The organism is Bradyrhizobium sp. AUGA SZCCT0283 (assembly GCF_018130385.1).
GTDB lineage: Bacteria > Pseudomonadota > Alphaproteobacteria > Rhizobiales > Xanthobacteraceae > Bradyrhizobium.
This window is the reverse complement of the sequence record NZ_JAFCLU010000021.1, coordinates 82421-101205: the sequence shown is the minus strand read 5'-3', so window position 1 is coordinate 101205 and position 18785 is coordinate 82421. Positions and strand designations below refer to the sequence as shown.

17 protein-coding genes and 1 pseudogene are annotated in these 18785 nt (G+C 62.8%); 5 read left to right on the top strand and 13 right to left on the bottom strand.

What is annotated here, in order from left to right:
- Positions 1 to 87: 87 nt before the first annotated feature.
- Complete coding sequence (locus tag JQ624_RS25995) at positions 88 to 489, top strand: RidA family protein (protein ID WP_212421756.1); 402 nt, start codon at positions 88 to 90, stop codon at positions 487 to 489.
- A 148-nt stretch (positions 490 to 637) separates the two neighbouring features.
- Here JQ624_RS25995 and JQ624_RS25990 read toward each other — a convergent pair whose 3' ends face one another.
- Together JQ624_RS25990 and JQ624_RS25985 are read right to left on the bottom strand one after the other, a co-directional pair.
- The gene (locus JQ624_RS25990; RefSeq protein ID WP_212421755.1) at positions 638 to 1930 is read right to left on the bottom strand and encodes a DNA polymerase IV; all 1293 of its coding nucleotides are present in this window, start codon (positions 1928 to 1930) and stop codon (positions 638 to 640) included.
- 175 nt (positions 1931 to 2105) lie between these two features.
- On the bottom strand, positions 2106 to 2405 hold the full coding sequence (locus JQ624_RS25985) for a DUF3572 domain-containing protein (RefSeq protein ID WP_212421754.1): 300 nt from the start codon (positions 2403 to 2405) through the stop codon (positions 2106 to 2108).
- A 232-nt stretch (positions 2406 to 2637) separates the two neighbouring features.
- On the opposite strand from JQ624_RS25985, the gene JQ624_RS25980 reads away from it, so the two are divergent.
- Together JQ624_RS25980 and JQ624_RS25975 are read left to right on the top strand one after the other, a co-directional pair.
- Positions 2638 to 3003, top strand: coding sequence for a response regulator (locus JQ624_RS25980; RefSeq protein WP_027538546.1), 366 nt, complete (start codon positions 2638 to 2640; stop codon positions 3001 to 3003).
- Positions 3004 to 3015: 12 nt separating this feature from the next.
- Complete coding sequence (locus JQ624_RS25975; protein WP_212421753.1) at positions 3016 to 4389, top strand: PleD family two-component system response regulator; 1374 nt, start codon at positions 3016 to 3018, stop codon at positions 4387 to 4389.
- Positions 4390 to 4580: 191 nt separating this feature from the next.
- On the opposite strand, the gene JQ624_RS25970 is transcribed toward JQ624_RS25975, so the two are convergent.
- From JQ624_RS25970 to JQ624_RS39550, 5 genes and pseudogenes are all read right to left on the bottom strand, one after another.
- Positions 4581 to 5798, bottom strand: a complete 1218-nt coding sequence (locus JQ624_RS25970) for a serine hydrolase (RefSeq protein WP_249130079.1) — start codon at positions 5796 to 5798, stop codon at positions 4581 to 4583.
- A 196-nt stretch (positions 5799 to 5994) separates the two neighbouring features.
- Positions 5995 to 6426 (bottom strand): annotated as a pseudogene (locus JQ624_RS25965) (TetR/AcrR family transcriptional regulator); the annotation flags it as partial.
- 102 nt (positions 6427 to 6528) lie between these two features.
- Positions 6529 to 6780 (bottom strand): hypothetical protein, encoded by a 252-nt coding sequence (locus JQ624_RS25960; protein WP_212421752.1) that lies wholly within the window; start codon positions 6778 to 6780, stop codon positions 6529 to 6531.
- Positions 6781 to 7006: 226 nt separating this feature from the next.
- Positions 7007 to 8446, bottom strand: coding sequence for a cytochrome c oxidase accessory protein CcoG (ccoG, locus tag JQ624_RS25955; protein ID WP_212421751.1), 1440 nt, complete (start codon positions 8444 to 8446; stop codon positions 7007 to 7009).
- Between the two features lie 17 nt (positions 8447 to 8463).
- Positions 8464 to 8787, bottom strand: coding sequence for a hypothetical protein (locus JQ624_RS39550; protein ID WP_312014492.1), 324 nt, complete (start codon positions 8785 to 8787; stop codon positions 8464 to 8466).
- A gap of 58 nt (positions 8788 to 8845) precedes the next feature.
- Between JQ624_RS39550 and JQ624_RS25945 the strand changes: the two genes are divergently transcribed.
- The gene (locus tag JQ624_RS25945; RefSeq protein ID WP_212421750.1) at positions 8846 to 9364 is read left to right on the top strand and encodes a YeeE/YedE thiosulfate transporter family protein; all 519 of its coding nucleotides are present in this window, start codon (positions 8846 to 8848) and stop codon (positions 9362 to 9364) included.
- Between the two features lie 17 nt (positions 9365 to 9381).
- Positions 9382 to 9999 carry a YeeE/YedE thiosulfate transporter family protein gene (locus JQ624_RS25940; RefSeq protein ID WP_212421749.1) on the top strand — a complete coding sequence of 206 codons (618 nt, stop codon included), beginning with the start codon at positions 9382 to 9384 and terminating at the stop codon, positions 9997 to 9999.
- 459 nt (positions 10000 to 10458) lie between these two features.
- Here the strand turns inward: JQ624_RS25940 and rpmG are convergent, their stop codons facing one another.
- The 6 genes from rpmG to topA form a co-directional block, all read right to left on the bottom strand.
- A complete protein-coding gene (gene rpmG, locus JQ624_RS25935) occupies positions 10459 to 10626 on the bottom strand; it encodes a 50S ribosomal protein L33 (RefSeq protein ID WP_027537094.1) in 168 nt (55 codons plus the stop codon).
- A gap of 122 nt (positions 10627 to 10748) precedes the next feature.
- Positions 10749 to 12074, bottom strand: a complete 1326-nt coding sequence (locus tag JQ624_RS25930) for an LLM class flavin-dependent oxidoreductase (protein WP_212421748.1) — start codon at positions 12072 to 12074, stop codon at positions 10749 to 10751.
- A gap of 211 nt (positions 12075 to 12285) precedes the next feature.
- Positions 12286 to 13023: an NUDIX domain-containing protein gene (locus JQ624_RS25925; protein WP_212421747.1), complete on the bottom strand. Its 738-nt coding sequence runs from the start codon at positions 13021 to 13023 to the stop codon at positions 12286 to 12288.
- Between the two features lie 40 nt (positions 13024 to 13063).
- Complete coding sequence (locus tag JQ624_RS25920) at positions 13064 to 13504, bottom strand: DUF983 domain-containing protein (RefSeq protein ID WP_212421746.1); 441 nt, start codon at positions 13502 to 13504, stop codon at positions 13064 to 13066.
- Positions 13492 to 15834 carry a ribonuclease R gene (rnr, locus tag JQ624_RS25915; RefSeq protein WP_212421745.1) on the bottom strand — a complete coding sequence of 781 codons (2343 nt, stop codon included), beginning with the start codon at positions 15832 to 15834 and terminating at the stop codon, positions 13492 to 13494. Before rnr ends, JQ624_RS25920 begins: the two co-directional genes overlap by 13 nt.
- A 1-nt stretch (position 15835) precedes the next feature.
- Positions 15836 to 18607 carry a type I DNA topoisomerase gene (topA, locus tag JQ624_RS25910; RefSeq protein ID WP_212421744.1) on the bottom strand — a complete coding sequence of 924 codons (2772 nt, stop codon included), beginning with the start codon at positions 18605 to 18607 and terminating at the stop codon, positions 15836 to 15838.
- Between the last annotated feature and the right edge of the window lie 178 nt (positions 18608 to 18785).

Sequence of the window (18785 nt, the reverse complement as noted above, 5' to 3'; positions counted from 1 at the left end):
GCGCTGAGCCTGCGAGGACTCGTCTGGCCGAGAGCGCCGGACCCAGATACGCTTCGGCCTCAATCAAACGTGTCGGGAGGCACAAACATGAGCAAGCTCGAACAACTTCGGCCAAGCGGACTTCACCACAATCCGGCTTACTCCCACGTCGTCGTCGCTTCCGGCGCGCGCACGATCTATATCGCGGGACAGGTGTCCACCGACGAGGAGGGACGGGTGGTCGGCGAGGGTGATCTGGCCGCGCAGACGACACAGGTGATGCAAAATATTGGCCTGGCGCTGAAATCCGCCGGTGCGGGTTATGCTGATATCGTGAAGATCACCACCTTCGTCGTCGGCTACAAGCCGGAGCTGCGTCCCATCATCGGCAAGGCGCGCTCGGCGTTCTTTGAAGGCATGGAGCCGCCGGCGAGCACGCTCGTCGGTGTAACGGCGCTGGCGGCCCCTGAATGGCTGATCGAGATTGAGGCCGTGGCCGTCGTCGATTGACGTCTCTGCGGCGTCTTCTCACTCCGTCATTGCCTGCGACAAACGCGAAGCGTTTGCGCAAGGGAGCGAAGCGACGAAGCAATCCGTAGCGTCGCAAGCGGAGAAATGGATTGCTTCGCTGCGCTCGCAATGACGGGGAGGGAGCGGTCTACTCCTCCTCATCCTCTTCCTTCGCCGGCCCCTTGTACGCGATGCCCCTGATGACAGCCGCATTGCCGAACTTCTTCCGCAAATCATCCATCGCGCGCTCGGCATGGGCCGAACGGCGGTCGAGCATGTCGGTGTCGTCGGCCAGCGATCCCTCGCGCAGCGCGCTGACGCCGGTGCCGATCAGGCGGAAGGCGGTGCCGTCGATCTCCTTCGCCAGCATTTCGCGCGACACTGCAAAAATCTTTGCCGCGAGCTGGGTCGGCGCCTGGATTGATTGCGAGCGGGTGCGCTGCCTGAAATCCGCGGTCTTCAGCTTCAAGGTGATGGTGAGGCCTGACAGATCGCCGCTCTTCAGCCGCGACGACACTTTTTCGGACAGCCGCCACAGCACCTTTTCCAGCGTTGCAAAATCCTTGATGTCGTTTTCGAAGGTGGTCTCATTGGAAATGGTCTTGGCGCCGCGGTCCGGCACCACGCTGCGGTCGTCGATGCCGCGCGCCAGCCGCCACAGCCTGCGGCCTTCGCCGCCGAACTGCTTCATCAGCTCGACCTCGTCGGCGCGCTGCAGGTCCGCAATGGTGCGAAAACCCCGCTGCACCAGCTTTTCCTGGGTCGCGGGGCCGACGCCATAGATGAAGCCGACCGGCTTGTCCGCCAGCATTTCGCGCGCCTCGCTCTGGTCGAGGGCGGCAAAGCCGCGCGGCTTGTCGAGATCGGAGGCGATCTTGGCCAGGAACTTGTTGCAGGACAGGCCGACGGACACCGTGATTCCGATGTCGCGCTCGACGTCACGGGCAAAGCGCGCCAGCACTTTTGCCGGGATCATGCCGTGAACGCGTTGCGTGCCGGCAAGATCCAGGAACGCTTCGTCAATCGATAGCGGTTCCACCAGCGGGGTCAGCGTCTGCATGGCGTGCCGCACCTCGCGGCCGACGCGGACATATTTCGCCATGTCGGGCGGGATTACGGCAGCCTGGGGGCAGAGCGCCAGCGCCTTGAACATCGGCATCGCCGAGCGTACGCCGTAGGTGCGCGAGACGTAGCAGGCGGCCGACACCACGCCGCGCTTGCCGCCGCCGATGATCACGGGCCTGTCGGCAAGCTCCGGGTTGTCGCGTTTCTCCACGGTGGCGTAAAACGCGTCGCAATCGATATGCGCCAGCGTCAGCGAGGGCAGGGCGTGGTGGCGGACGAGGCGGGGGGAACCGCATTCGCCGCACCGCCTAGCCTTGATATCGAGGTCGCCGAGGCAATCCCGGCAGAAAGCGCGCGGACCGTCTGGTGCTCCCATTCCGCAGTTCGCACGCATTTGCCGCACCACCTTATGCGAACTGCGGAATGATAAGGAGCACCAGCAAATTATGTTTGCCAGTGCGGCTTTTAGAATTTGAAGTTCCTACCGAGGAGGCTACCGCGAGTCTGGTAGGAACTTCAAATTCGCCGCACTGGTGATACCGCGGGCGCGCTCACGGCACGTCGCGCTCCCAATGCGGGTCACCCAGCACCTGGCGGGCGGCGGCAATATTGGTCGGGTGCAGTTGCGAGGTGCTCGCAAACGCCTTCACGGTTGCGTCGTCGCGCATCACGAAATCGAGCACCGAAGCCAGAAATTGCGGGTCGGCCGCGGCCGTCCGCAGGGTCTCCGGACCGATGCCGCTTTCGGCCAGGAACAGGCCTAGCCTTTCAGGGTCGCCGGCAATAAAACTCAGCGCCTGAACTGCAACGATTTCAGCCACTTCGCGGGGGTTGTGAACAGGCTTTTTCAACAGATGGGTTTGCCTTTCCGTTAACTTATGGTGTCTAGTTTGGAACCATCATGCCCGAGTCTGCGGAGTATGTTCAAGCAAGTGGAAACCACTCCGCAAAAGTTGGCGCATCGATTTAACGGCTTAGAGCGAAATCTGACGCTAGTTTGAATTCACTTTTCGACAGCCCGGCGGCGGTACAGAAGCGTACTGAAAGGCCGGATCTGTTTCCTGAAGAGAGGGGAGGGACGGGATGGCAAAAACCGTCCTGATCGTGGAGGACAACGAGCTCAACATGAAGCTCTTTCGCGACCTGTTGGAAGCACATGGCTATCAGACCTCGGGCACCAGCAATGGTTTCGAGGCGCTTGATCTCGTCCGCAAGCTGCGCCCGGACCTGATCCTGATGGATATCCAGCTTCCCCAGGTGTCCGGCCTCGAAGTGACGCGCTGGATCAAGGACGATCCGGAGTTGCGCGCCATTCCGGTGGTCGCCGTCACCGCCTTTGCGATGAAGGGCGACGAAGAGCGCATCCGCGAGGGCGGCTGCGAGGCGTATTTGTCCAAACCAATTTCCGTCGGCAAGTTTATCGAAACCGTGCGGCGTTTTATCGGGTAGGAGTGAGTTTCGATGTCTGCGCGTATCCTCGTCGTCGATGATGTTCCAGCGAACGTCAAGCTGCTGGAAGCCCGTCTGTCGGCCGAATATTTCGACGTGCTCACGGCTTCCAACGGAGCTGAGGCGCTCGACATCTGTTCGCGTTCCGAATGCGACATCATCCTGCTCGACGTCATGATGCCCGACATGGACGGTTTCGAGGTCTGCCGCCGGCTCAAGTCCAACCCGGCCACCCATTTCATTCCCGTCGTGATCGTCACCGCGCTGGACAGCCCGTCCGATCGCGTCCGCGGGCTGGAATCCGGCGCCGACGATTTTCTCACCAAGCCGGTGTCCGACATCGTCCTGATCGCCCGCGTTCGGTCCCTGACGCGGCTGAAGATGATGACCGATGAGCTGCGGATGCGCGCCATCACCTCGCTCGAGATCGGCATGGAAGCGCCCGAACGCAGCGCGATCGCCGACAAGGGCGTCGGCGGCCGGATCCTATTGGTCGACGACCGGCCGTCGTCCTACGAGCGGCTGGCGCCGATCCTTTCCGCCGAGCACACCATCGACGTCGAAACCAATCCGGCGGAGGCGCTGTTTCACGCCGCCGAGGGCAATTACGATTTGCTGATCGTTTCGCTCAGCTTGGAAAATTACGATGGGCTGCGGCTGTGCAGCCAGGCGCGCTCGCTGGAGCGCACCCGCCAGTTGCCGATCCTCGCCATCTCCGATGCCGACAACAATGCGCGGCTGCTGCGCGGGCTCGAAATCGGCGTCAATGATTATCTCTTGCGTCCCGTCGACAAGAACGAATTGCTGGCGCGGGCGCGCACCCAGATCCGCAAGCGGCGCTATACCGACCACCTGCGCGACAACGTGCAGAACTCGATCGAAATGGCGATCACCGACGCGCTGACCGGCCTGCATAACCGCCGCTACATGGAAAGCCATCTCTCGACGCTCGCCGAACAGGCCTCGAGCCGCGGCAGGCCGCTCGCGCTGATGATCCTCGATATCGACTTCTTCAAATCCATCAACGACACCTACGGCCATGACGCCGGCGACGACGTGCTGCGCGAATTCGCGGTGCGCATCCGCAAGTCGATCCGCGGCATCGATCTCGCTTGCCGCTATGGCGGCGAGGAGTTCGTCATCGTGATGCCGGAAACCGATATCCAGGTCGCCGGCATGGTCGCCGAGCGCCTGCGCCGCTCGATCGCCGGCGAAACCTTTGCGGTCAACAAGGGCACCAAGCGTATCGACGTTACGATCTCGATCGGGCTGGCGACGCTGGACAACAAGGGCGAGCCGGTCGCCGACGTGCTCAAGCGCGCCGACATGGCGCTGTATCGGGCGAAGCACGACGGGCGGAACAGGGTGGTCTCGACGGCGGCCTAGCCGTCGTCCCTGCGAACGCAGGGACCCATACGCCGCGGCCCGCGTAATGGGCACGGACGGAAGATGGCTTCGCTTCAACAACTTACAGCAATAACCTGCGAACGCAGAGCGTCAGCCACCGCGCTCCATCGACGGATCACGCGGTATGGGTCCCTGCGTTCGCAGGGACGACGATGGTCAGTGGTTTGCCCTCAGGCAACAACCTCGGCCTTCTGCTTCACCGCCTCATACGCCAGCCGCTTGAACTCGAACGAGAACGGGTGAACGAACGCCATCTGGCGCTGCGCCATCATCACGCCCGCCATGTTGCGCTTCGGCGAGATCCACCATTGCGTGCCCGCCACGCCGCCCCAATAGAATTCGCCCGCAGCATCGGGATGATCGATCGGCGATGGCTTTTGGATCAGCGCGCCGGCAAGCCCGTGCACCTTGCCCGGTTGTTCCCCCATCATGGCAAAGCGGATCCACTGGGCCTCGGGCAATTGGTTGGTCGTCATCTGCGCAATCGTCTCCGGCTTAAGCAGGGTTTTGCCGCCGGGCAGCAGGCTTCGGATCAGTGCGACCATATCGGGCAGCGTTGAAACCAGGCCGCCGCCGCCATTGAGCCGTTCGATCGGACTGAGATAGGCGCCGGGGAACGGCGCGTTGTCGGTTCGGGTCAGGCCCGGCTTCATGGGGTCCAGCAGGTCCGCGCCGGCGTAATACGCGACGAGCCGGTTCTGGTTCTGCTCCGGAATGACGAATCCGGTGTCCACCATGCCAAGCGGATCGAGGATGCGCGCCTGGATGAATTTATCAAAACGCTGGCCGCTGATCACTTCGACCAGCCGCGCCACGACGTCGATGGCGAGCGAGTATTCCCACGAGGTGCCCGGATGATAGATCAGCGGCAGATCGGCCAGCACGTCCACCATTTGCGCCAGCGTCGTCCTGGGATTGTGCACGCCGCGATCGTTGAGGGCCTTGAAGATGAGCGAGCCGGGATCGAAGAAGCCGTAACTCAGCCCCGCACTGTGGCTGAGGAGATGACGGATCGTGATCGAACGGTTGGCGGGCTCGGTTTCGTCAAGCGCGGTGGCGCCGGGCCGCAGCACCTTTCTATTCCCGAGCTGCGGAATATATTTTTCGATCGGGTCATCAAGCTTCAACTTGCCTTCCTCGAACAGCAGCAGCGCCGCGCAGGAGGTGACCAGCTTGGTGTTGGAAAAGACGCGGAAGACATGATCGGTGCGGAGCGGCACCTGCGCTTCCTTGTCGGCCCATCCGACGCAATTCACGTCGACGAGGTCGCGCCCGACCATGACCGCCCAGGAAATGCCCGATAGCAGGTTGTTGTCGATGTAGCGCTGCATCGCCGCCTGCGCCGGTTTGAAGTCGTAACCGTTGGCGGTGACTTTCAGGTCTTCCATTTTCGCTCCCTTTGCCGTCATGTTCTTGCGCCGCTTTTGCTCCTTGGTCGTCCCTGCCTAGTGCGCAATTGCGCACGGGAGCAGGGACCCATAACCACCGGCGCTCGTTGTGAAGAAGGTAACTACCACATCGCCTAACTGAAAAGCCACGGCGTATGGGTCCCTTGCTTTCGCAGGGACGACGGTGGAGAGAGCCTCAAGAGCCCGACCCTGACTGTCGTTTCTTTACCGCGCCTTTGTTCGCGGCGGCACTCCCGCCCACCTTCACCCCCGAATTCCTCAGCAGCACCGTCGCCGCTTCCTTTGCCGCCCGAGCCATCGCCGGATCGTTGCGGACGAGGTCCTGCGCGATCGAGCCGTCGACCAGCAAGGCAAGCTGGGTTGCAAGCGCTTCTGCCTGCGCGACGCCAAGCTGCACCAGCAGGTCGCGAAACCAGAGGCGGCGGCTTTCCTTGAAGGCGACGGCAACCTTTCGCACCGACCGGTCTTCGCCGAGTTCGGCGACCGCATTGACGAACGGACAGCCACGAAAATCTTTCGCCGAAAAGCGCCGTTCCAGCGAATCGAAGGTGCCGAGAATCTGCTCGACCGGCGATTTGTCTGATGGACGCGGGACCACGAAGCGCCGCGTCCAGGTCGCGTTCGCGCTGATCCGGCCGAGTGGGCCGTCGCAGATGCAGACGGCGTAGTCGGGACCAAGAGCAGGTCGCGAACGCTCGGGACCGAGACCTCAGATGCCGCGGCCGTTGATGCCACCCTTGCGAAACGGCGATTGCGGGAGGGGCATTTCCGCCTTTGGAAGTTCTGCTCTGGCATCGAAGGCACTTGATTTGCCGGCTGTGGCGGAAGTGGAAGCAGGTGCCGGCAATACGACGGAGTACCCAAGTTTGGGGAAGCCGTTGTAGCGGACTTCGGCCGAGGCGGAGGCCGTCAATGCAATGAGGCTGCCGATTGCGGCAAGGCCGATCTTGATGGATGACATGGTAGTTCTCCCTGTTGTGCCCCGCGGCGAATTCTGAGGAGCGATGGCAGGGAGTATGGAAAGGGGCGAAGGCGATCTGAAATATCGATTGGCTTTCGACACCATGCCGGACGGCTATGCAACGCCGTGTCGCGTCGGTGCGCCGGAGGCATACCGGGAAACGACGGAAGAATGAGAAAACGGGGCCTTGAAGGCCCCGTCCGAAACTTCGGCTTGCGAGATCATACTATCGGCCCGCCGCAACGAAATGGTCGCGAACCGAGGCGGTCTGTCCAGTTGCGACATCGGTGGCCCTGAACTCGATGTCGGTTGCTTCCTTCGGCAGGTTGGCCGCAGGCACCTGCACGGATGCCCGGAGTTCCCTGGTCTGGTCGGGCCCGACCTCGACGATCAGCTTTCCGTCGGCGCCGCGTTCGACCCCCGACGTGCGAATCTCGGCGGCGGGAACACCGAGCACTTCCAGCGCGAAGGAGCGGGACACGCCGGCCTTGTTGAGGAAGCGCACGGTATAGTCGTTGCGGACGCTGCCATCGCTCAGGGTGACGAATAGCGGGCTGCGTTCGTGCAGCGCGCTGATGCTCATGGAGCTGCGGGTCGCCAGCGTGTACAGCATGATGCTGCCGACGATGGCGATAATGGCGGCGTAGAGCACGGTGCGCGCGCGGATCAGGCGATAGACCGGCGGTTTGCCGGCAAGCCGGCGCTCGGCATTGATGTCGGTGTCGTAGGCGATCAGTCCGGTCGGCCGGTTGATCTGCTGCATGATCGCGTCGCACGCATCGATGCACAGGCCGCATTGAATGCAGCCGAGCTGGATGCCGTTGCGGATGTCGACGCCGGTCGGACACACATTGATGCACTGATGGCAATCGACGCAGTCGCCGGCAGGTTCGCCGGCGAGGCGCAACTGCTCTGCCTTCTTGATGGAGGTGCGCGGCTCGCCGCGGTCGCGGCGGTAGGTGACGTTGAGCGCCCATTCGTCCGTGAGCGCGGCCTGGATACGCGGCCAGGGGCACATGTAGATGCAGACCTGCTCGCGCGCGTGGCCGGCGAACACATAGGTGGTCGCGGTCAGGATGCCGATCCAGAGATAGGCGGCGAAGGGCGCCTGGAAGGTGGCGAGATCCTTCACCAGTGTCGGCGCATCGGCGAAATACAGCACCCAGGCGCCGCCGGTCCACCAGGCGATCATCAGCCACAGGAAGTGCTTGGTCGCGACCTCGCGCACATGGCTGAAGGTCCAGGCGCGCTTGTCCTTCAGGATACGGTCGCGGCGGTCGCCTTCGACCCAGCGCTCGACGGCGTAAAACAGGTCGGTCCAGATCGTTTGCGGGCAGAGGTAGCCGCACCAGATGCGGCCCGCCAGCGCGTTCATCAGGAACAGCGTCATCGCTGCGATGATCAGCAGGCCGGTGAAATAGTAGACCTCCTGCGGCCATAGCTCGATGAAGAAGAAGTAGAAGCGGCGATGCGGCAGGTCGAGCAGCACCGCCTGATTGGGCATGCCGGGCCCGCGGTCCCAGCGCACGAAGGGCAGTAGATAGTAGACCGCCAGTCCAACCACCAGCAGCGTCCATTTGATCCGGCGAAACCGGCCATGGACGGCCTGCGGGTAGACCTTCTTGCTGGGCGCATATAGCGGCCCCTCGATGATGGTTTCGCCCATGCCGCTTCGCTTTCGTGTTACCGGGCCGATGATGTGCCGATTTTTCTGGCGACCAGATATGAGAGCGGCATGGCGGCCGCAAAGCCGATCAGCACCGCGAACGGAATGTTGTTCATCGCCTCAGCGGCGAGGGAAGGGACGGCGAGGACCGAGATCACGGCAGTGCCCGCGAGCGCGGTGCCCAACATGATCCATACGAGAAGTGAGATCTTGAACATTGGCGTGCTCTCCGATTGTGGATAGACGCACTCTCGCTGCATCTCGATAGCGCGCATTGATCCGCAACAAATCGCTTCAATCAAATCGGCCGTCTCGTCAGGACCGGTGTTGATCCATATCAATGACGGCATCCTATATTATATTAAGAAAATCTAATATATGAAAATAGGGAGGTTGCTGATGTCACCTTTTGACAAGGCCTGGTCGCCCTACGCTGCCGGTATCCTTATCGGGCTGCTGCAAATTCCGGCGTTCCTGATCATCGAGACTGCGCTCGGAGCTTCTTCCTCCTATGTGACGGTCGGCGCGGTGATAACCGGCCTGGTCGATCCGTCGCTGCTCAACATCGACTACGTCGCCAAGCACATTGCAGCGAACGCCAAGAATCTCTGGCAGGTCGCCTTGGTCGTCGGCATTGCCCTGGGCGCATTCGTATCGATGAAGCTGTCGGGCGCGGTCCGCGCGCCGATCTCGCCGATCTGGACCAGAGCGCTCGGCTCGCCATCGAGGGGCTTGCGCTATGCGGTGGCGTTTGCCGCCGGCTTCCTGATGCTGTTCGGAGCACGGATCGCCGATGGCTGCACCAGCGGCCACGGCTTGTCGGGGATGGCGCAATTGTCGGTTGGGTCGACGGTTGCGGTCGCTGCGATGTTTGCAGGCGGCATTGCTACCGCTCTGCTTCTGCTGCGTCGAATTTAACCTTCGGAGGAATGATCATGTCATCGGTTGCTGTCGGAATTCTGAGCGGCGTGCTGATGGGAATGGTGTTCGGTTTCGCGCTGGAAAAATCGCGGGTGTTCGAACCCGGAATGATCGTCGGCCAGATGCAGTTGCGCAACTGGATCATGCTCAAGGTGTTTCTGAGCGCGGTCGCGACCGGCGCGGTGGTGCTGGCGATCCTTCATGGATTTGGGTTCGTCAAGCTGCAGCCCAAGGCCGCGCTCTATGCCGCCGATATCGTCGGCGGGTTGATCCTCGGCGCCGGCATCGCGCTGGCGGGCGCGTGTCCGGGCACGACGCTGGCGCAGATCGGCGTCGGCTATCGCGATGCCATCTTTACGCTGCTCGGCGGCCTGGTCGGCGCGGTTGCGTTCTCTTACGCGCAGCCCTGGCTCGCCAGGTCGCTGATCGGCACCGGGCCCAAACTGATCTTCACGGATCTCGCCGGCATTCCCTATTGGCAGGGCGCGCTGGCACTCGCCGTGACGATCGCCGTCATCCTCGTGCTGATCGAGAGGCTGCGGCCGTGGCGCGACGACCTCGGCGCGGACGTCGACGGAAACGGCGCGGAAAAGACATCGCAGCCGCGCAGCCGTCTGGCGCCCGCCGAATGACCGGGACGGCTACTTACCCCAGCGCCCGATCGGCCCGGGATTGAGCCGGAAGCGCTTTCAGCTATCGCTGCAAGCCGACGGGCAGGGCGGGATGGAGATCGCGGCGGGGCGCCGGCTTTCGTCATGCAACGGACGGTTGGGGTCAAGGAAATTCGAGCGGTCGCGATTCTCGAAGCCGGGGCGGGCCGCGCTGAGTCCGCGTTCCGCGCGATAACCGCGTTCGCGATCAGGTCCGAACCGGTCTTCAAGCGGTTCGGCCGCGGCAGCCAGAGCGGTACTCACGACAAACGGGCAGATGAGCAACGCGATTCTCATTGTGCTCTCCCACGTCGATTGAACGTCGGTCGATTTGAGATTTTTTGCCCGGATTATAACGATAGTGTGACGCCTGCTTGCCCGTTGCCCAAACAAAAACGGGGCCGCAAGGCCCCGTCCGGACGTCGGTAAACTACCGCGACGTTACTTGATCTTCGATTCCTTGAACTCGACGTGCTTGCGCGCCACGGGATCGTACTTCTTCTTGACCAGCTTGTCGGTCATGGTGCGCGAGTTCTTCTTGGCGACGTAATAGAAGCCGGTATCCGCCGTGGAAACGAGCTTGACCTTGATGGTGACCGCTTTGGCCATTTTCAGAACCTCAAATAGGGGATATCGGGCGCCGGCCAAACGGCCTGCATTTGCGCGCAACCTAGCTTCTGATCGTCCAAAGTCAAGGTTTTCGGGGCAAAAACGGGTCAGATTCGGCGGGATTAACCCTCAAAGAACCGGTTTTTCGGCCTCGGCAGCCCCAAATTCTCCCGCAGCGTCCGGCCCTCATACTCTTTGCGGAAAATCCTGCGCTTCTGCAGTTCCGGCACCACCTTGTCGACGAAATCGTCGAGCCCCGCGGGAAGGAACGGGAACATGATGTTGAAGCCGTCGCTGCCGCGGCTCATCAGCCATTCCTCCATCTGGTCGGCGATGGTCAAGGGCGTGCCGACAAAGGACAGCCCGCCATAGCCGCCGACGCGCTGGGCGAGCTGGCGCACCGTGAGCTTGTCGCGCGCGGCGGCGTCGACCAGCCGCTGGCGGCCGCTCTTGCTGGCGTTGGTTTCGGGGATCGGCGGCAACTGTCCGTCGGGATCGAAGCCGGAGGCGTCGGTGCCGAGCTGCACCGAGAGCGAGGCGATGGCTGAGTCGTAATGCACCATGCTGTCGAGTTTTGCTCGTTTCTCTTTGGCTTCCTCGACGCTGTTGCCGACCACGACGAAGGCGCCGGGCAGGATCTTCAGATGCTCGGGGTTGCGGCCGATCTTCTCCATCCGGCCCTTGATGTCGGCATAAAGTTTTTGTCCGTCGGCGAGAGGGCCGCCGCCGGTGAACACGGCTTCCGCCGTCTCGGCCGCGAGCTGCTTGCCGTCCTCGGACGCGCCGGCCTGCACGATCAGCGGCCAGCCCTGGACGGGGCGGGCGATGTTGAGCGGCCCGCGCACGGACAGGTATTTTCCCTTGTGATTGAGCACGTGCATTTTCGCCGGGTCGAAATAGAGCCCGGCTTCGACGTCGCGCACGAAAGCGTCATCGGCGAAGGAATCCCACAGACCGGTGACCACGTCATAGAATTCGCGCGCCCGCTTGTAGCGCTCGGCATGCTCCATATGGTCATCGAGCCCGAAATTCAGCGCGGCGTCCGGATTGGAGGTGGTGACGATGTTCCAGCCCGCCCGTCCGCCGCTGATGTGATCGAGCGAGGCGAAGCGCCGCGCGACGTGATAGGGCTCGTCGAACGTCGTCGATCCCGTCGCGATCAGGCCGATATGCTCGGTGGCGCCGGCCAGCGCCGACAGCAGCGTGAACGGCTCGAACGAGGTCACGGTGTGGCTGCGCTTCAGCGCATTGATCGGCATGTTCAGCACGGCCAGGTGGTCGGCCATGAAGAAGGCGTCGAACTTGCCGGCCTCCAGCTTCTGGATCAGTTGCTTGATGCGCGGGAAATTGAAGTTGGCATCGGGCCAGGCGCCGGGATAGCGCCACGCGCCGGTGTGGATGGAGACCGGCCGCATGAACGCGCCGAGCTTGAGTTGCCGCTGTGTCATCGCCCCGTTTCCGTAGCCGTTGTCGTTGGGGAAGAGATAGGGAGGCGATCAGCGCAGCGCCATCAAGTCAGCGTGAGAAGAATTTTGCGAATTGAATGACTTCCAGAGGAAATTTCCGCGTCATTGCGAGCGGAGCGAAGCAATCCATCTTTCCCCGTGTGGAGGCATGGATTGCTTCGCTCCGCTCGCAATGACGGGGAGACAGCGGAGGCTACGCCCCCAGCACGTCCTTCTGCATCTTGCCGCCGTAGAAATGGAAGAACGGCACCGGCGCATCGTGGCGGAGCGGGCCGGTGGCGAGGCGGCGGTCGAGTTCGGCAAGCACGTTCTTGGTCATGGCATGCGCGTCGGCCAGCGGCTGCGAGCCGATCTCGACCCACACCAGTTCGACCAGTTCGGCATCGGCGTGGATCACGCCTTCGACGCGATGGGCAATGCTGGAAGCATCCGCGGTGAAGAAGCGCGTGTCGAAGCGGCGGACGCGGCCGGGCGGGGTGATCGCGCGCGCGATCAGGAACAGGCTGGATGGATCGGGCAACAGCCCCGCTTCCGTGAACGGCTTCCAGGCGCCGTCGAGCTTCACGGGCTTGTCAACCTTGCGGCCAAGGCAGAGACCGGTTTCCTCGCAGGCCTCGCGGATGGCGGCGACCGCGAGCGCGCGCGCCCGCGAAGGCACGATCTTCGGGCTGCCCTTGAGCAGATTGGCCTCGAGCTCCGCGGAAATCGGAGCGGCGACAGGAATACGGTTGTCGGACTTGTCGACGCGGCCGCCGGGGAAAACATACTTGCCCGGCATGAACACGACCTTGTCGTGGCGCTTGCCGACCAAGACTTTCGGCCTGTCGCCGGAGCGGTCGATCAGGATCAGCGTCGCTGCATCCTTGGGCCGGAAATAGGGATGGTGATCGGCTTCTTTTCCTTCTTGTACGGCAGTCGCAGCTTCGCTCATTCCATCCCCATTTTTAGTGCTCTTGTTGCTCCCGGTTTAGCTAGACCGGCGGAATGTCGCCAGGGGCATTCTCGTCAAAGCCATGCATGCGCAATGCCCATTGGAAGCCGACCACTGCGCCCTTGATCGGTTGCAACAGCAGCAGCGACAAGATGAACGTGAGCGGCAGGTAGATGGCCAGTTGCAGCCACACCGCGGGCGAGTAGTTGGTTTCGATCCACAGCACAGCCGGTACCACGATGTGGCCGACGACGACGATCACGAGATAGGCCGGCAAATCGTCGGCGCGGTGCGGCGTGAAATCGAGCCCGCAGGCCGAGCAATTATTGGCGGTCTTCAGGAAGGCGCGAAACATCCTGCCTTCGCCGCAGCGCGGGCAGCGGCAACGAAAGCCGCGCTTCATCGCGGTCCAGAGGTCGCGCTTTTCGGCCTGAACGGTATTCCGCGTCCAGACTGTCGTGGCGGTGCTCACCGTTTCCATGCCTTGCCTTTCTTCGATTTGCCCGGCTTGGCTTTGCCGGACTTGCCCTTGTGGGCTTTGCGAACCTTGTCGCGCGGGCTGCGGCCCGGATGCGAATTCGACGGCTTTGTCGACGCTTTCGAACCGTCGCGTTTTCTGCCGCGCGGAATGACCTTGCCTTCCGACAGCAGTTCGAAGCGCAAGGCGCCCGCAACTGGTGCCGCTTCTACCAGACGTACGTCGACAACGTCACCCAGCCGGTGCATGGCACCGCTGCGTGAGCCGACGAGCGCATGACGCGTCTCGTCGTAATTGTAGTATTCGGTGCCGAGCGTGCGGATCGGGATCAGCCCGTCGGCGCCGGTATCCGAAAGCTTCACGAACAGCCCGGCGCGGGTGACCCCGGAAATACGGCCCTGAAACGTCGCGCCAATGCGGTCGGCAAGGAAATGCGCGATCAGCCGGTCGGCCGTCTCGCGTTCCGCTTTCATCGCGCGGCGCTCGGTCACCGAAATCTGCGCCGCGACCTCGCTTAAGGTTTCCGGCGTCTCGGTTTCGGGCAACGCGCCTTCACCTAGCCCTAAGCCGCGGATCAGTGCGCGATGCACGACAAGATCGGCGTAGCGACGGATCGGGGAGGTGAAGTGCGCATAGCGCCGCAGATTGAGGCCGAAATGGCCGTAATTCTCGGCGGCGTATTCGGCCTGGGCTTGCGAGCGCAAAACCACTTCATTCACCAGCAGTTCGGAATCGTGACCCTTGACCTGCAGCAGTACGCGATTGAACAGGGAAGGGCGTAACGCGCCGCTTTTTGCAAACGGCAGATCGAGCGTTTTCAGGAATTCCTGTAGCGCATGAACCTTCTCAAGCGATGGTTCATCGTGCACCCGATAGATAAGCGGCAGCGCCTTCTTTTCAAGCATTTCGGCCGCAGCGACGTTGGCCAGGATCATAAATTCTTCGATCAATTTATGCGCATCGAGCCGTTCGGGCACGATCACGCGGTCCACCGTCCCGTCAGGTTTCAGCAGGATCTTGCGTTCAGGGATCTCGAGATCAAGCGGATCACGCTCGTCGCGCGCTCGCTTCACAACCGCATAAGCGTCGTACAGCGGTTTCAGGATCGGATCGAGCAGGGGACCGGTGGCGTCATCCGGCCGGCCGTCAATCGCCGCCTGCGCCTGCGCGTAGTGCAGCTTTGCGGCCGAACGCATCAGGATGCGATGAAAACTGTGCGATCGCTTGCGGCCGTCGCTGCCGATCACCATCCGCACCGCGAGTGCACCGCGCGGCTGGCCCGGCACCAGCGAGCAGAGATCGTTGGAGATGCGCTCTGGCAGCATCGGCACCACGCGATCCGGGAAATACACCGAATTGCCGCGCGTCAGTGCATCGCGGTCCAGCGCTGAACCCGGCCGCACATAGAACGCGACGTCGGCAATCGCGACATTGACGATGTAGCCGCCCTTGTTGTTCGGATCGGGATCCGGTTCGGCGTGAACCGCATCGTCGTGATCCTTGGCATCGGGCGGATCGATCGTTACCAGCGGCACCTCACGCCAGTCGTCGCGCCCCTTCAGCGTTGCGGGCTGTGCCTCTTCGGCTTCGCGCAGCGCGGCTGGCGAGAAGGCTTGCGGAATTTCGTGGGAGTGAATGGCGATCAGGCTGACCGCTTTTTCTGTCGCCAGCGAGCCGAGCCGCTCTTTTACCTTGCCGGAGGCAAGCCCGAAACCACGCGAGCGCACCAGATCAACGCTGACGAGGTCGCCATCCTCGGCGCCGCCTGTATCAATCGGAGCGATATTCAATTCGCGGCCGGCCTGCTTCTTGTCGACCGGAACCAGTCGACCACCGCCGCCGGGCAGGCTCCGGAAGATTCCGAGCACGCGGGCCTTGGCGCGATCAATGACCTTGATGACGCGCCCGCGATAGGCAGCACCATCGCCTTCATCGAGTTTCTCGATCCGCAGCAGCGCGCGATCGCCGACACCTGCGGTGGTGCCTGGCTGCGCACGACGAGGAACATGGATGCGGATCTTCGGCGGCTCGCCGTTTTCCACCTCATCCCATTCGGTGGGCGTCGCGATTAATTCGCCATCACTGTCCCGGCCAGTGATGTCGACCATCATGGTGGCCGGCAGCGCGGCGGTCTCGCTGATTTTCCGGCCGCGCTTGGCGATCACGCCTTCGTCGGCCAGCTCGCGCAGAATGCGCTTCAATTCCGCGCGATCGGCATTCTTCAGGCCGAATTCCTGCGCTATCTCGCGAGTTCCGACTTTTCCCGGATGCGCACGGATGAAGGCGACGAGGGCGTCCGGGGGCGGAAAGCTGCTGTCGCGTTTCTTCGGCACGTTATCCGCGGGCCTTGCCCGCGCTCTTCTTCGCAGGCGTCTTGGGTGCAGTGGCGGGCTTTGCCGCCGATGTCTTGGCGGCGGATGCGACCGGGGCGCGCGCCTTGCTCACGGCTTCCGATTTCGGCTTCGCCACGGCTTTCTTCGCCGCCGCCTTCTTGGCAGGCTTTGGCGCGTCGGGATCGGCAACCTTGGCAGCGGCCTTCTTCGGCGCGGCCTTCTTCGCTGCAGCCTTCTTCGCGCCGCGCTTCGGCTTGCCGCCACCCTTGGCGGCGCGCTCGTCGATCAGCGCAATGGCCTCGGCGAGGGTGATCGTCTCAGGCGTCTTGTCGCTCGGGATCGTGGCGTTGACGCCGCCGGCCGTGACGTAAGCGCCATAGCGGCCGTTCTTCACCGCAACCCCACCAAGGCTCGGATGTTCGCCGAGCGGCTTGCCCGGGTCGGCGCCGAAGCGGCGGCCGCTCGGACCCTTTGCGATCTTTTCCGCGATCAGTGTCACTGCGCGATTGAGGCCGATGTCGAACACCTCATCGCCGGCTTCCAGGCTCGCATAAGTCTTTTCGTGGCGCACGAACGGGCCGAAACGGCCGATACCGGCGGTGATCGGCTCGCCGGTTTCCGGATGTTTTCCAATTTCGCGCGGCAAAGACAAAAGCTTCAGCGCCAGTTCCAATTCCATGTCGCCGGGCGACATGTTCTTCGGGATGCCGGCGCGCCGGGGTTTTTCGCCCTCGGCATAGTCCTTCTGCTCGCCGAGCTGGATATAGGGACCGAAACGTCCGGCCTTCACCGTCACGTCGAGATCGGTGTCCGGGTCCTTGCCGAGGACGCGGTCGGCGCTGGCCTCAGAGTCGGCGGCCAGCGGACGGGTATAGCGGCACTCCGGATAGTTCGAGCAACCGACGAAAGCGCCGAACTTTCCGGCCTTCAAATTGAGCTTGCCGGTGCCGCAGGTCGGGCACTGCCGGACGTCGCCGCCGTCCGCGCGGGCGGGGTAGATGTGCGGCCCCAGCATGTCGTCGAGTGCATCCAGCACTTCGGAGACGCGCAGATCCTTGATGTCGCTGACTGCGCCTGCGAAGCCGACCCAGAAATCCTTCAGCACCTGCTGCCAGGAAATCTCGTTGTTGGAGATGCGGTCGAGCTGCTCTTCCAGCGCGGCGGTGAAGTCATATTCCACATAGCGGGCGAAGAAATTCTCCAGGAACGCGACCACGACGCGGCCCTTGTCCTCGCCATGCAGCCGCTTCTTTTCGAGCTTGACGTAGCCGCGGTCTTTCAGGACCTGCAGGATCGAGGCGTAGGTCGAGGGACGGCCGATGCCGAGCTCTTCCATCCGTTTGACCAGCGACGCTTCCGAGAAGCGCGGCGGCGGTTCAGTGAAATGCTGGGTGACGGCGAGATCCTGCCGCTTCAGCGCTTCGCCTGCGCTCATGGCGGGGAGGCGGCGTGAATCCTCGTCGTCGCCATCGTCGTCCTTGCCTTCCTGGTAGAGCGCGAGGAAGCCGTCGAACTTGATCACCTGGCCCGACGCGCGCAGTTCCAGCATGCGGGAACCGGCCTTCGCCGCGATGTCCACGGTGGTGCGTTCGAGTTCGGCCGATTCCATCTGGCTCGCGATGGTGCGGATCCAGATCAGCTCATAGAGCTTGGCCTGATCGGTATCGAGGCGCCGGCGCATCTCGGCCGGCCGTCGCGACAGATCGGTCGGGCGGATCGCTTCATGCGCTTCCTGCGCGTTCTTGGCCTTGGTCTGGTACTGGCGCGGCGCCTCCGGCACATAGGCGTGGCCGTAATCCTCGCCGATCACCTTGCGGGCCTGCGTGATCGCGGAGCCGTCGATCTGCACGCCGTCGGTCCGCATATAGGTGATGAGGCCGGTGGTCTCGCCGCCGATATCGATACCTTCATAGAGCCGCTGTGCGATCCGCATGGTGTGTGCGGGCGCAAAGCCGAGCTTGCGGCTGGCCTCCTGCTGCAGCGTCGAGGTGGTGAAGGGCGCCTGCGGATTGCGGCGCGCGGGCTTTGCTTCCACGGTTGAAACCGTGAAATTCGCGGCCTCGATGGCCTTCTTGAGGTCTTCGGCTTCCGCGCCGGAGCCGATGTCGAGACGCTGGATCTTCTTGCCGTCGGCGCCGACGAGGCGGGCCTCGAACGTGTCGCCGCGCGGCGTCGTTAGCGTCGCGACCAATGACCAATATTCGCGGGGAACGAATTTTTCGATCTCGAGTTCGCGGTCGCAGACCAGCCGCAGCGCGACCGACTGCACGCGGCCTGCCGAGCGCGCGCCCGGCAGTTTGCGCCACAGCACCGGCGAGAGCGTGAAGCCGACCAGATAATCCAGCGCCCGGCGCGCCATATAGGCGTCGACCAGCGCGCCGTCGATCTGGCGCGGCGCCTTCATCGCGTCGGTCACCGCCTGCTTGGTGATGGCGTTGAATACCACGCGCTCGATCTTGTGATCCTTGAGCGCACGCTTCTCTTTCATCACCTCCAGCACGTGCCAGGAGATCGCTTCGCCCTCGCGATCAGGGTCGGTTGCGAGAATCAGCCGGTCGGCGCCCTTCAGCGCCTTGGCGATGTCGTTGAGCCGGCCGGCCGCCTTGGGGTCGACCTCCCAGATCATCTGGAAATTGGCGTCCGGATCGACGGAACCATTCTTGGCGGGGAGGTCGCGGACATGGCCGAACGAGGCCAGAACCTCGTAGGAGGCGCCCAAATACTTATTGATAGTCTTGGCTTTCGCCGGCGACTCCACGATGACGATATTCATGTCATTCCAATGGCTTACGGGAAAAGATCAAGGCGGGTTCCGCGAGACTCGCGGCCCACCGATTGGACCCGAACATGGGTGGTGAGGCGGCCCCTGTCAAATCTACAAATGCCGTCAGGGAACCTTTGAGGCCGACTTTATATCTAACGGGTTGCGAAATGCGCCCTAGAGTTGCGCC

Bases quoted from the DNA above. Each gene is read 5' to 3' on its own strand.
- JQ624_RS25945 (WP_212421750.1), top strand. From the start codon at position 8,846: ATGTCACCTTTTGACAAGGCCTGGTCGCCCTACGCTGCCGGTATCCTT.
- JQ624_RS25925 (WP_212421747.1), bottom strand. From the start codon at position 13,023: ATGAGCGAAGCTGCGACTGCCGTACAAGAAGGAAAAGAAGCCGATCAC.
- JQ624_RS25980 (WP_027538546.1), top strand. From the start codon at position 2,638: ATGGCAAAAACCGTCCTGATCGTGGAGGACAACGAGCTCAACATGAAG.
- JQ624_RS25990 (WP_212421755.1), bottom strand. From the start codon at position 1,930: ATGGGAGCACCAGACGGTCCGCGCGCTTTCTGCCGGGATTGCCTCGGC.
- JQ624_RS25940 (WP_212421749.1), top strand. From the start codon at position 9,382: ATGTCATCGGTTGCTGTCGGAATTCTGAGCGGCGTGCTGATGGGAATG.
- JQ624_RS25920 (WP_212421746.1), bottom strand. From the start codon at position 13,504: ATGGAAACGGTGAGCACCGCCACGACAGTCTGGACGCGGAATACCGTT.
- JQ624_RS25930 (WP_212421748.1), bottom strand. From the start codon at position 12,074: ATGACACAGCGGCAACTCAAGCTCGGCGCGTTCATGCGGCCGGTCTCC.
- JQ624_RS25970 (WP_249130079.1), bottom strand. From the start codon at position 5,798: ATGGAAGACCTGAAAGTCACCGCCAACGGTTACGACTTCAAACCGGCG.
- topA (WP_212421744.1), bottom strand. From the start codon at position 18,607: ATGAATATCGTCATCGTGGAGTCGCCGGCGAAAGCCAAGACTATCAAT.
- JQ624_RS25960 (WP_212421752.1), bottom strand. From the start codon at position 6,780: ATGTCATCCATCAAGATCGGCCTTGCCGCAATCGGCAGCCTCATTGCA.
- rpmG (WP_027537094.1), bottom strand. From the start codon at position 10,626: ATGGCCAAAGCGGTCACCATCAAGGTCAAGCTCGTTTCCACGGCGGAT.
- JQ624_RS25975 (WP_212421753.1), top strand. From the start codon at position 3,016: ATGTCTGCGCGTATCCTCGTCGTCGATGATGTTCCAGCGAACGTCAAG.
- JQ624_RS25995 (WP_212421756.1), top strand. From the start codon at position 88: ATGAGCAAGCTCGAACAACTTCGGCCAAGCGGACTTCACCACAATCCG.
- ccoG (WP_212421751.1), bottom strand. From the start codon at position 8,446: ATGGGCGAAACCATCATCGAGGGGCCGCTATATGCGCCCAGCAAGAAG.